Below are 12,171 nucleotides of genomic sequence, written 5' to 3'. Positions count from 1 at the left end.
TAACAAATCACAAGATAACCTCGCTAGACTATTTTACTGACTCATACATAAACACGCTCTCGTTTTTTCTCGATGCCCTTTATCCTTGATGATCGTCAAATGGCTTTCATTTGATCACTTTTAAGGTGACTTATCCTTTGCGTAGCTTACTCCTCACTTAAATAAATCAACCCCCATTTAGGTAGTTGGTTAGTTGCATGACCCGTAAGTTCGCGATAATAGTACCGTTTGTCATGCTTGATCATACTGATAATTTCCTCTTCCTTCATCCCCAGCTCTTGACATAGGTCAGTTTTGGTATTGGTCACAAGTTCCAGTAGAATTTGGATCTGTGCGTCCACAGCCAGAAGCGCTCGAAAGGTATCAAATAAGTTCTTTGTTCGATCATAGTAAATGTCTTCGAAGTCAACACAAAGTTCCTGATAATAAGTAAAAAGTTTTGGATAGGCTGTCAGTACCCCAGCGCTTAACAATACTTCCTTTGAATAAGACAGATAATCCTTCGGGTCATTTATTTTTTCTGATAACACAGAATCACTCCTTTCCATCCATGGCTTTTCTTCAATGATAGCATTGATCCCTCATTTAATCGTAATGATTTCCTTCTTCGTTAATCGCCCCTACATCCCTTCACATAAAACAAAGGCTTTATCTTCTAGTATTTCAAATCACATGAAATCCTTGGGTGGCATCCCTTTCTGCGCTCACCTCCAATGCATGATCTAAGGAAATCAGTTACTCTCATTATAGTTTTTTGTTTCTCCAAGCTTATAATTCCTTTTTGCTCTAGCAGAGGAATAAGAGAGAAAAATCCAGCGTACCCGCATTGCTTTATCTAAGAAGAAAGATCAAAAGGAATTTATTTGCAGTGATTTTCCGATGATTACACGATCAACCAAAAGAACGAATGGAAATGAATGCTTTTAACCAATGCTGTGGCGCCTTCATTCTCACGACAGCACAAAAAACCAATGATCGCTGGTTTCGATCATTGGTCAAAGTTCTCAATTTACATTTTGTAAAAGGACAATCTGTCCTTTCTTTTTCGATCATGCCAAGATATAAGCGAGGCTAAAACGTCCTCTTACACTGTGAGCACAAAAAAGGATCATGCATATAGAAAATCTAAAATCTCACGTGGCGCGTCTACCAAAGCATCTGGGTTTTCTTCAGAAAGCTTTTTCGGATCGTGGCTGCCCCACGTAACGGCGATCGTTTTGACACCCGCGGCTTTTCCCATCTGGATATCAAAAATAGCATCTCCTATCATGATCGTCTTTGTCGGGTCAAATTGATAGTATGCCACGACTTTATTGATTCCTTCGGGATGAGGCTTGTAGTGGGTCACCGCATCAGAGCCGATGATTTCTTCAAAGAACGCCACAAGGTCCTGAGCAGCTAGGTTTCGTTTGACGACTGCTGTCTTCTTACTTGAAACGACGAAACAAGGAACCTTTCGTTTGTTTAAGATTTCTAAGACATGGGGAATTTCTGGAAATACTTTCAAGGTACTTTCTTCATAGGTTTGGTAATAGGCTCGGAAAATCCGAATCAATTCCGCTGCGGTTTCTTGATCTAATGGCTGTTCAGACATTTTAAAAAATGATTCTTCGATCGGTATCCCCATATAATGTTCAATGACTACTTCACTGGGTACTTTGAGTCCCATCTCTTTAAAAGCTGCTTTTGTCGCCTTCACACTACATTCTTTTGAATCCAATAAAGTTCCATCTAAATCAAATATCACACATTCAACCTGCTTCACGATATTTCCTCCTCCAAAAGGTATTCCATCAATTTTCTACAAATGCTTTTTTCATTTACCCAGTATTTCTTTCCATTACTGATTATCTCTATTTTATCACTAAAAAAAAGCATTATCATATTTTTCCATAACCTTCTTCATTTATTGCTAATATACTTATATAAAAAACGACTCGCTTTGAACACAGAGTCGTTTCTACAAGATAGGCAAATCTACCTGAAGGCCTATTTATCAGGCATAAAAAGTTAAACCCATTTTTAGCTTTTTTATTGCAAGATATATCCTTTGCCCCAAGCGGTACGGACGCGTTTTTCAGTATAGTCGTATTCATCTAATTTCTCATTGATTCGTTTCGCCAAAATCGATAGCTGCGATTTTCGGGAATTCGTGCCGCCGTTGCCCCAAATTTTCCAGCAAAGGTCCTCTCGGTTGATAAATTGCTCTTCTGCTAGATTATTGAAAAAGATCTGTTCTTGCAGACTAAGAAATTTAGGGAACGATTCCTTCGTTACTGATGCCTTTTCTAACTTGCGAGTATTTGGTGGCAAAGCCGCCAAAAATTCTCTCAACTCGACAAATGACCGATTAAGATAGGTCGCATTTTCCGCTTTTTCCAATATCGCTTCTTGTTCGTCATTCCCTGGCAAGATTCGAACGATCCGCTGTTGATAATAAGGAGCCAATGTCTGATTGAGCAATAAAAATTCTGGATCAGCAATTGTTTCACTGACAAATAAACAGTCAAATAACTTGGCACTTTCTATCAACCATTCCTCCTCTTCGGTACTTCTGCCCACGAACACTTCATGGCTCAAAATCTGCAGCTCCCGCTGCAAATCAATCTCATATGATATATTTTTCGTCAATATGATAATTCTCATGATACACCCTACTTTCCTTTCTTATTTATTCAGAAATGAGTTGGAAATGATTTCTGAATACTTTATGTTGACATTATTACTTATTTTTATCAGCTTGAGGTGTCATTTTTTGTTCATAAATGGTGATCTGGTGTCATGTTTTAAAAAATAGATTGACTTTCATTTCATGGTTCATACTCTTCGATAGCCAATAAAAAAGCAACCTGTTAGCCAGATTGCTTTCTTGTCCTCACTACTCCCACTTCAAATCCAACAGCTCCAGCATTTCATGGTAGGCGGTTTCGATCCGCTGGCGTTTTTCTTCAGGGACATTTTTGGCATATTGCCCATCTGGCAGATAATCTTCGGCAAGGTAGACTTGAAAATCAAAGGCCTGCAAGACGCCGTATTCTGGATCATAATAGGTACGATCAGGGATCGGTTCTTTGGACACCCAAGTCGGATGCATGGCAATCTTGCTTAAATAGGTCCGCTGCCCTTCTTTGGAGATTTCAACTTCTGGGATGACGCCTCGTTCGGTCCAATAGTTGTTATTGACGGTTTCATAACGTTGATTCGACAATAAGTTTCCCATTGAATAAATGATAAATTTCTTTTCACCGTCCTTTTCGATGATTTCGGTTGGTTCTGCTACATGCGGATGGCCGCCGAAGATAATATCAGCACCAAAATCGATCATCTTCCGATAAACAGTTTGTTGTTCTTCCGTTGGTTCTAAAGAATACTCGACACCAGACTGAGGCATCACGATGGTGATATCCGCCAAGCTTTCCGCTTCTTTGATTTCTGCTTCCACTTTATCTAACGACAAGTCTTTCAAATAGGTGTCATACTCTGCTTGAGTTAAGCTTTCTTCGAGGCCATTGAAGCCATAGGCATAGGCCAAGAGAGCAACTTTAATCCCGTTGACTTCTTTGACCAGGATTCCGCTATTGTCGACCGTGACACCAATCGTTGCCAAGCCTTGGTCGTGAAAAGCAGCCGCCGTTGTTTTGATTCCTTCGATCCCTGTATCTAAAATATGGTTATGGGCAAGATCAATCACATCAAAGCCCGCGTCTTTGATACTGGCAACAGCATCGATAGGGGCGTTGAATAAGGGAAAACCGCCAAGCGGTTTATTAGGATTGATGGTTCCTTCAAAATCACCTAAAGCAAGGTCCGCCGATGCAATCAGCGGTTTGACTTGCTCAAAATCATTGTCAAAATCATAACGCTTCCCATCGTAAGCGCTTAAATAAACAGGTGTATGATAAAGCATATCGCCACTAGCTGTCACTGTGATGGTTTTTACTGCTGGCTTTGTTTCGGTAGAACTACTCGTTTCTTGCATTGGCTTTGTTGCCTTTGTCGTTTCTGCTGTATGACGCTGTTCGGGGATGCTTGTCACTTGAATCACTAGATAAATCACTCCAAGTATGATTGCCAGCAACGCTGTACTTACCCCCACAATGATCCGCTGGTGTTTCTGACGCTCCCGTCTTCGTTGTTGTCTCATGCCCTCACCCTTTCACTCTGCTTTATCAAAAACCTATCTTCGTTTACGTTCTAACGAGATTCCCTGCTCCCTTTCCTGCGAACCTCACTAAATAATATCTTTTTATTAAATAATTATACTATATTTGAGATTCCTTTAATAGGTCGTTTTGTAAAGAATAAAAAAACAGCCCGATCGTGATCGAACTGTTTTATTCGCTTCTTTTATTCTTTTCTATAGTAGCTCTGACCTCAGAAATTTTTGCTTCCTGAAGCTATTTTCTACTTTGCTTCCTCATGCTTCACGGGACAACTGCTATGACAATCAGAACAATGATCCTTTTTCACCATGCGGTACACTACACGGGTGCCATAGCCAAAAATCAGGCCGCTTAGAATTATTGTAGCAATCATTTTTCGCCTCCTACGACTTGGACCAAGGGTGCACTCCCTCGGAATGGTTTCTTCAACAGAGCAAATACCAATAGCCCAGCAATGAGGATTGCCGCGAAAACACCCAGCGTGAGGTGTCCGCCTTCAAAGACGACGTGCCCGAATTGGTAGACCAACAAGCTGGCGCAGTATGCCAAGCCGCATTGATAGCCAATGGCTAACCACGTCCACTTGCTGTCCCCCATTTCACGGTGGATCGCACCGATAGCAGCAAAACAAGGGGCACATAGTAAATTAAAGACGAGAAAAGAGTATGCGGCCACAGCAGTGTAATCGCCGCGCAACACTTGCCAAATCTCCGTCCCGCTTTCTGACAACTCCCCGGTTTGTCCGTAGAGGATCCCAAAGGTACCGATCACATTTTCTTTGGCTACCAAGCCAGTGATCGTCGCCACGGCGCCTCGCCAGGTTCCCCAGCCTAGGGGAGCGAAAAGCGGCGCCAAAAATCGTCCGAAAAAGGCCAAAATGCTTTGGTCTTCTGTGACCCGCTGCAAGGCAAAGCTGTAGCTGGAGGTAAACCAGACAAAGATACAAGCCACAAAAATTATCGTCCCGGCTTTTTTCACAAAAGCAATGGCTCGATCACAGGCACTTTTCAAAATCGTTGTGAGCTGCGGCAAGTGATACGCTGGCAGTTCCATAATAAATGGTGCCAGATCACCTGCAAATAAAGGCGTTTTTTTCAAGACGATCCCTGAAAAAATCACAGCACCCATGCCGACAAAATAGGCCGATGGGGCGACCCAACTATACTGAGGGAAAAAGGCTCCTGAAATCAATGCGATGATCGGCAATTTGGCAGAACATGGCATGAAGGTCGTGACCATCACCGTCAACCGACGATCCTTTTCATTTTCAATCGTTCGGCTTGCCATCACCCCCGGCACCCCGCAACCGGTAGCGATCAACATGGGGATAAACGACTTGCCAGATAGACCAAACTTGCGAAACAGGCGATCCATGACAAATGCCACCCGTGCCATGTATCCGCAGTCCTCCAAGATAGCCAAACAAAAAAACAGCACGAAGATCTGCGGCAAAAAGCCTAAGACCGCACCGACCCCTGCCACGATGCCGTCTAAAATCAGTTCTTGCAGCCACTGGGCGACTTGCAGCTGTTCTAGCCAGTGCGCTGCTGTTTCGGGAATCCAGCTGCCAAATAATACATCATTGACCCAATCAGTACCAATCGTACCAATCGTCTGAATCGATAAATAGTAGATTCCCCACATAATGAAGGCAAAAATCGGTAGTGCCAATACGCGATGGGTCAACACGCGATCGATTTTGTCGCTGAAGGCTAAGTGCTGATCTGTTTCCTTGATGACTGCCAGCGCCAACAATTCTTCAATGAAGCCATAGCGCTCATTGACGAGAATGGCGTCACTGCTGTCTTTAAAGATCAGCTCTAAAATCGAAATCGTCTCCTGAAGGACTGCCTGCTGGGAATCAGTCAGTTTACACATCGTCTGAATCGCTTCATCTTTTTCGAAGAGTTTTATGGCAAACCAGCGTTTTTGCTGCTGAGGGATCGTCTCTGGCAAAATCGCCATGATCTCGGTCAAGCCAGCTTCTAGACGAGCATCGTAGCGGGGAGGAAACGGTTGTGTATTGGCTACATGCTTCGCTGCCTCGATCATTTTGGTTAAGCCGCGTTGCTTCAAAGCACTGATGCCAACTACGGGAATCCCTAGACCGTAAGCTAGCTTTTCGAAATTGATCTGCAAGCCTTTTTTCTTTAATAGGTCGATCATGTTGATGGCTGCCACAGTCGGGACATTCATTTCTAATAATTGCAATGTTAGATACAGGTTGCGCTCCAGGTTGGTTCCATCGATAATATTGATCACCGCGTCCAATGATGCTTCCATCAAATAATTGCGAGAAATCAGTTCTTCTGGTGTGTACGGCGACAAGGAATAGATCCCTGGTAGATCTTGGATCAATACTTGTCGGTCTTTTCGCAGTCGTCCCGCTTTTCGTTCCACGGTAACGCCTGGCCAATTCCCCACTGTTTGTTTGGCACCGGTCAATTGATTGAAGGTACTCGTTTTCCCGCTATTGGGATTTCCTGCTAATGCAAAGTGATAGGTCATTACGCTTCGACTCCTTTTTCGACAAAAACCAACGCTGCTTCTTGCTTTCTCAAAGACAACTCATAGCCGCGGAGCCGAATCTCCATCGGATCACCCAAAGGAGCCAGCTTCACCACTTCCAAATAGACGTTTTTCGTAAGCCCCATATCCATCAATCGACGGCGCACCGCACCTTTGGCGGCGATCTGATTGACCTTCCCGCTTTCACCGACTTGCAGCTGATCCAAAGAGGTAATGATGGTTTGCTGCTGGGTTTCTGTGACATCGATTTGTTCCATGACCCGTTCATCTAAAGCGATCCGCGTCCCTTGGTGTAAAACGATGCCGCCTTTGCGATCTTTTTGTACCACAACGATTTCAACGCCCGTGCGAATACCAAGATCATTTAAATGAGCCGTGATTTCTTTGGTGGTTGCCAACGAGTCGATTTTGTATGTTCCAGAAGCCCGAGTTTGCGCCATTTTCATTGCTTCTTACTCCTTTTGTGAAGTGTTGTTATAATTAACCTACTTTAATTGAGAATGATTATCATTATAATAGAGCCATTTCCATAAGAAGTCAATCTGTTTTGGGCCTCACTTTGAATCTTCCTTCACAATACGGTTTTTTTTTACTCATTTTGATTGCATATCCCCTGTATTAATTACGCAAAAACCTTGTAATTCTAAGTATTTCCGCTTTTTCCCCTTGCATAAAAAACACAGAAACACTATAAATTGTGTATGTCGAATTCACAAGCACAAGATATAGTGTTTTTTCGTTGACTTTCTCCGAGACTTATTTATACTAGGTTTATAACTATTACAACTCGGAGGAAACAATTATGAATATCAAACTATTTTCTAAAAACAACTGCATGCAATGTAAAATGGCGAAACGCTTTTTAAGTGAAAATCAGATTGCATTTGAAGAAATCAATATTGATAATGAGCCTGAAGCATTAGAATTTTTGAAAGAACAAGGATTCCAAAGTGTGCCAGTCATTACCTCTGATGCGCAAACGATCATCGGTTTCCGTCCAGATCAACTACGTCAATTAGCGAGCTAAGATTTTTCTCAATGTGATGCTTTTGAGGGATTTGTCAGTCGTCCAGACCGCAAGTCCTTTTTTATACGAACAAAACAAGAAAAGAGGTTAGCCATTTATGAGCTTGAAAGAAATCAAAGATGTCAGTTATTTCAAATTGAATAATGAGATCAACCGTCCAGTAGATGGTCAAATTCCATTAAATAAAGACAAAGAAGCCTTAGCGGCATTCTTTAAAGAAAACGTTGAACCAAATACCTTAACCTTTGCGACTGCAATGGACAAAATCAATTATTTGATTGAAAATGATTATTTAGAAGAAGAATTTATCAAAAAGTATCGCCCTGCCTTTATTGAGCAATTGTATCAATTCTTAGATGAGCAACACTTTACTTTCAAATCATTTATGGCTGCTTACAAGTTTTATTCACAATACGCATTAAAAACGAATGATGGTACCGCGTATCTAGAACGTTACGAAGATCGGGTCGCTTTCAACGCCCTTTACTTTGCGGATGGCAATGAAGAGTTAGCAATGAGCTTGGCAGATGAAATGATCTACCAACGTTACCAACCAGCAACCCCTTCTTTCTTGAATGCAGGACGCAAACGTCGCGGTGAGTTGGTTTCTTGTTTCTTGATCCAAATCACTGATGACATGAACGCGATCGGTCGTGGGATCAACTCCGCGCTGCAACTTTCACGGATCGGCGGCGGTGTCGGGATCACGTTATCAAACTTGCGGGAAGCCGGCGCGCCTATCAAAGGCTACGAAGGGGCAGCAAGTGGTGTGATGCCTGTAATGAAATTGTTTGAAGATAGCTTCAGCTACTCAAACCAATTGGGGCAACGGCAAGGGGCTGGCGTGGTCTACTTGAACGTCTTCCACCCAGACATCATCAGCTTTTTATCAGCGAAAAAAGAAAATGCGGATGAAAAAATCCGTGTCAAAACCTTATCATTAGGCGTGATCGTACCTGACAAATTCTACGAATTGACGCGTAAAAATGAAGAGATGTATCTCTTTAGTCCCTACAGTGTCGAAAAAGAATATGGCGTGCCCTTCTCTTATGTCGATATCACCAAGGAATACGACAACTTAGTCATGAACCCACGGATTCGCAAAACCAAAATCAGAGCCCGTGATCTAGAAAACGAAATTTCTAAATTGCAGCAAGAATCTGGTTATCCTTATATCATCAATATCGATACAGCAAACCGCAGCAACCCAATCGATGGCAAGATCATCATGAGTAATCTTTGTTCCGAGATCCTTCAAGTCCAAGCACCATCTGAGATCAACGGCAAACAAGAATACGAAGTTTTAGGAACAGATATCAGCTGTAACTTAGGTTCCACCAATATCGTGAACTTGATGGACAGCCCTGACTTTGGGAAATCTGTTCGAGCAATGACTCGTGCCTTGACCTTTGTTACTGATGCGTCTGACATTGACGTAGTACCATCGATCCAAAATGGGAATGCCTTGAACCACACGATCGGTTTAGGCGCAATGGGCTTGCATACCTATTTTGCAAAAAATCAAATGGAATATGGTTCACCAGAATCCCTTGAATTTACTGATCTTTATTTCATGTTGTTGAACTATTGGACATTGGTTGAAAGCAATGCCATCGCCAAAGAAAAAGGCGAAGTTTTCCATAACTTTGAAAAATCAGCGTATGCAGACGGCAGCTACTTCACCGATTATATCCAAGGTGACTACCAACCAAAATCGGAAAAAGTCAAAGCATTGTTCGAAGGTGTCTTTTTACCAACTGGTGAAGATTGGGCAGCCTTGGCACAAACCGTCAAAGAAACCGGCTTGTATCACCAAAACCGCCTAGCCGTTGCACCAAATGGTTCGATCTCTTATATCAATGATACGAGTGCCAGCATCCACCCAATCACTCGGATGATCGAAGAACGCCAAGAAAAGAAAATCGGCAAGATCTACTATCCAGCACCTTACTTGAGCAATGAGACGATCGGCTACTACAAATCAGCCTACGATATGGATATGCGCAAAGTGATCGATGTTTACGCAACTGCTCAAAAACACGTCGATCAAGGGATGAGTATGACCTTGTTTATGCGTTCAGATATTCCAGAAGGTCTTTACGAATGGAAAGAAACGACAAAACAAACCACGCGTGATTTGAACATTTTGCGTCACTACGCTTTCCACAAAGGCATCAAATCGATCTACTATGTACGGACCTTTACAGATGATGCAGAAGAGATCGGCAGCAACCAATGTGAAAGCTGCGTCATCTAATCCAACTTTTGCCTGAAAACGAACCAACCGCCTGCCCCTGCTCTTTCTTGACAGCGGGTCGGCTGTTGTCTTGATACGATTATTGGAGGAACCGACTATGGGTAAGACTTACTATGAAGCAATCAACTGGAATGAGATCGAAGATATCATCGATAAATCCACTTGGGAAAAATTAACAGAACAATTCTGGTTAGATACGCGGATCCCTTTATCAAATGACCTTGATGACTGGCGGACGCTATCACCATTAGAAAAAACAACGGTGGGCTACGTCTTTGGCGGCTTGACTTTATTAGATACCGTTCAATCAGAAAGCGGTATGGATCAACTGCGTAAAGATGTCCGCACCCCACACGAAGAAGCGGTCTTGAACAACATCCAATTTATGGAATCTGTCCATGCAAAAAGCTATTCATCGATTTTCAGCACCCTGAATACAAAAGCGGAGATCGCTGATATTTTTGAATGGACCAACACCAATCCATATTTGCAAAAGAAAGCCGAACGAATCAATGAGATCTACAAAAATGGCACACCGCTAGAGAAAAAAATCGCCAGTGTATTTCTAGAGACCTTCTTATTCTATTCAGGTTTCTATACACCCCTTTACTACTTAGGCAATAACAAACTAGCGAACGTAGCGGAGATCATCAAATTGATCATTCGTGACGAATCCGTTCATGGCACGTATATCGGCTACAAATTCCAATTAGGTTTCAACGAATTACCAGAAGACGAACAGCAAAAGCTGAAAGACTGGATGTACGACTTGTTGTATGAGTTGTATGAAAATGAAGAGCGTTATACCGAAGAATTATACGATGAGATCGGCTGGACCGAAGAAGTCAAAACCTTCTTGCGTTACAATGCCAATAAGGCTTTGATGAATCTAGGACAAGACCCGCTTTTCCCAGATACCGCCAACGATGTCAATCCAATCGTCATGAACGGTATTTCAACTGGTACCAGCAACCACGACTTCTTCTCACAAGTTGGGAACGGGTATCTGCTTGGTTCCGTAGAAGCGATGAAAGACGATGACTACTTCATCGGACTTGATTGATCTGCTGACAAATAAACACCTTGTTTCTCGCCGATTGAGGGTGAGAAACAAGGTGTTTTTTAGTGAGCCAACTGGTCTTTGATAAAGGTCAACGTTTCTGTCAAACAGGCCTGTGCTTGGGGCAAGCTATAATCAAATTGGTATTCGTGGGTCACCGTTTCCGAATCCCCTTTGTAAAAGCGACTCGTCACGGGAATATCAAGAGCTTGCAGCTGGTTGGCAAAGGCAATGCCTTGGTCTTCAAAGGAATAAGCATTGCCATCCGTGATATACGTTGGTGGAAAATCAGCCGTCAATTTATCCACCAGTGAGATCTCCTGCAGATGGGGACTATCTTGCCATTCTTTTTTTCCTAATAACGACCAAGCCACCGTTTTGACAAAGAATTTCATAAAGCGATCATCTGAAGAAGTCCCAGCGATCTGCTTCAAATCAAGCGGTCCGCAATAGGAAATAAACCCTTTCAGGGCCGATGCAGGAATGTCTTGATCAAAGGACATTTCCTTCGCATACGCTGGATTGGTTTGCAGCGCCACATATTGCCCAGCGATTTGGGCTCCTGCAGAATCCCCGCCGAAGAAGAGTTGATCGAAATCCAGCATGGGGTATGCTTGGGCATCTGCTTTGATCGAGTCTACCGCTTGGGCTAATTGTTTGACCTGTCCAGGATAATGCAGACTTGGTGCCCATTCATAATTAATCGAAATCACAGCGGCTTTGGTTTCATCGACGACATAGGTCGCAAACTCTTTGACCCCTTCTTTGTCTCCGCCGACATAGCCGCCCCCATGGACCCAAAAAATGACTGGAACAGGGCCTTGTGCCTCTTTGGGATAATATAGATCAAAGGTACTACGTTGATAATCCGATTGATACGTCAAGTCCTGTTTGACCGTCACATTCGGCAAACTTTTTTGATAAGCTGCCTCATCCTTGATGGTCACTTCTTGGTTAAACAGATGACCGATCAAAAAAGCCCCCGGTCGTGGGGAGAGTTGAAAAGCCAGAAAAACGGCAGCTAAGAGTCCGATCAGGACCATCGCCACCCACATGAAAAAGCACAGAATTTTTTTCAAGTAAAAGCTCCTTCCTTCGTTCTGTTTCAGCTTTTTCATTTAACCATGTTTTTTTA

11 protein-coding genes are annotated in these 12,171 nt (G+C 42.8%); 3 read left to right on the top strand and 8 right to left on the bottom strand.

What is annotated here, in order from left to right:
• Positions 1–146: 146 nt before the first annotated feature.
• The 7 genes from IGI76_RS03290 to IGI76_RS03260 all read right to left on the bottom strand — a co-directional run bounded on the left by IGI76_RS03290 (position 147) and on the right by IGI76_RS03260 (position 7,138).
• Positions 147–530 (bottom strand): DUF7006 family protein, encoded by a 384-nt coding sequence (locus IGI76_RS03290; RefSeq protein ID WP_010747547.1) that lies wholly within the window; start codon positions 528–530, stop codon positions 147–149.
• Between the two features lie 578 nt (positions 531–1,108).
• Positions 1,109–1,765, bottom strand: a complete 657-nt coding sequence (locus IGI76_RS03285; RefSeq protein ID WP_333718980.1) for an HAD family hydrolase — start codon at positions 1,763–1,765, stop codon at positions 1,109–1,111.
• Positions 1,766–2,031: 266 nt separating this feature from the next.
• Positions 2,032–2,646: a transcriptional regulator gene (locus IGI76_RS03280; RefSeq protein ID WP_074934499.1), complete on the bottom strand. Its 615-nt coding sequence runs from the start codon at positions 2,644–2,646 to the stop codon at positions 2,032–2,034.
• Between the two features lie 232 nt (positions 2,647–2,878).
• Positions 2,879–4,144: a CapA family protein gene (locus IGI76_RS03275; RefSeq protein WP_201691514.1), complete on the bottom strand. Its 1,266-nt coding sequence runs from the start codon at positions 4,142–4,144 to the stop codon at positions 2,879–2,881.
• A gap of 260 nt (positions 4,145–4,404) precedes the next feature.
• Positions 4,405–4,536: a hypothetical protein gene (locus tag IGI76_RS03270; RefSeq protein ID WP_010747544.1), complete on the bottom strand. Its 132-nt coding sequence runs from the start codon at positions 4,534–4,536 to the stop codon at positions 4,405–4,407.
• The gene (gene feoB / locus IGI76_RS03265; RefSeq protein WP_201691512.1) at positions 4,533–6,671 is read right to left on the bottom strand and encodes a ferrous iron transport protein B; all 2,139 of its coding nucleotides are present in this window, start codon (positions 6,669–6,671) and stop codon (positions 4,533–4,535) included. The genes IGI76_RS03270 and feoB overlap by 4 nt, the downstream gene beginning before the upstream one ends.
• Positions 6,671–7,138 (bottom strand): FeoA family protein, encoded by a 468-nt coding sequence (locus tag IGI76_RS03260; RefSeq protein ID WP_201691510.1) that lies wholly within the window; start codon positions 7,136–7,138, stop codon positions 6,671–6,673. The genes feoB and IGI76_RS03260 overlap by 1 nt, the downstream gene beginning before the upstream one ends.
• 356 nt (positions 7,139–7,494) lie before the next feature.
• Between IGI76_RS03260 and nrdH the strand changes: the two genes are divergently transcribed.
• The 3 genes from nrdH to nrdF all read left to right on the top strand — a co-directional run bounded on the left by nrdH (position 7,495) and on the right by nrdF (position 11,039).
• Positions 7,495–7,719, top strand: coding sequence for a glutaredoxin-like protein NrdH (nrdH, locus tag IGI76_RS03255; protein WP_005225182.1), 225 nt, complete (start codon positions 7,495–7,497; stop codon positions 7,717–7,719).
• A 97-nt stretch (positions 7,720–7,816) separates the two neighbouring features.
• Positions 7,817–9,976, top strand: coding sequence for a class 1b ribonucleoside-diphosphate reductase subunit alpha (gene nrdE, locus IGI76_RS03250; protein WP_005225181.1), 2,160 nt, complete (start codon positions 7,817–7,819; stop codon positions 9,974–9,976).
• 97 nt (positions 9,977–10,073) lie between these two features.
• Positions 10,074–11,039 carry a class 1b ribonucleoside-diphosphate reductase subunit beta gene (gene nrdF, locus IGI76_RS03245; protein WP_005225180.1) on the top strand — a complete coding sequence of 322 codons (966 nt, stop codon included), beginning with the start codon at positions 10,074–10,076 and terminating at the stop codon, positions 11,037–11,039.
• A 59-nt stretch (positions 11,040–11,098) separates the two neighbouring features.
• Here nrdF and IGI76_RS03240 read toward each other — a convergent pair whose 3' ends face one another.
• The gene (locus IGI76_RS03240; protein WP_438781038.1) at positions 11,099–12,154 is read right to left on the bottom strand and encodes an alpha/beta hydrolase; all 1,056 of its coding nucleotides are present in this window, start codon (positions 12,152–12,154) and stop codon (positions 11,099–11,101) included.
• Positions 12,155–12,171: the final 17 nt, after the last annotated feature.

This window comes from Enterococcus sp. DIV2449a, assembly GCF_051711225.1.
GTDB lineage: Bacteria > Bacillota > Bacilli > Lactobacillales > Enterococcaceae > Enterococcus_D > Enterococcus_D casseliflavus.
The sequence above is the reverse complement of the archived record's forward strand: the minus strand, read 5'-3'. Positions and strand labels throughout refer to the sequence as shown.

Bases quoted from the DNA above. Each gene is read 5' to 3' on its own strand.
- IGI76_RS03280 (WP_074934499.1), bottom strand. From the start codon at position 2,646: ATGAGAATTATCATATTGACGAAAAATATATCATATGAGATTGATTTG.
- IGI76_RS03275 (WP_201691514.1), bottom strand. From the start codon at position 4,144: ATGAGACAACAACGAAGACGGGAGCGTCAGAAACACCAGCGGATCATT.
- IGI76_RS03270 (WP_010747544.1), bottom strand. From the start codon at position 4,536: ATGATTGCTACAATAATTCTAAGCGGCCTGATTTTTGGCTATGGCACC.
- feoB (WP_201691512.1), bottom strand. From the start codon at position 6,671: ATGACCTATCACTTTGCATTAGCAGGAAATCCCAATAGCGGGAAAACG.
- IGI76_RS03260 (WP_201691510.1), bottom strand. From the start codon at position 7,138: ATGAAAATGGCGCAAACTCGGGCTTCTGGAACATACAAAATCGACTCG.
- nrdH (WP_005225182.1), top strand. From the start codon at position 7,495: ATGAATATCAAACTATTTTCTAAAAACAACTGCATGCAATGTAAAATG.
- nrdE (WP_005225181.1), top strand. From the start codon at position 7,817: ATGAGCTTGAAAGAAATCAAAGATGTCAGTTATTTCAAATTGAATAAT.
- nrdF (WP_005225180.1), top strand. From the start codon at position 10,074: ATGGGTAAGACTTACTATGAAGCAATCAACTGGAATGAGATCGAAGAT.
- IGI76_RS03240 (WP_438781038.1), bottom strand. From the start codon at position 12,154: ATGAAAAAGCTGAAACAGAACGAAGGAAGGAGCTTTTACTTGAAAAAA.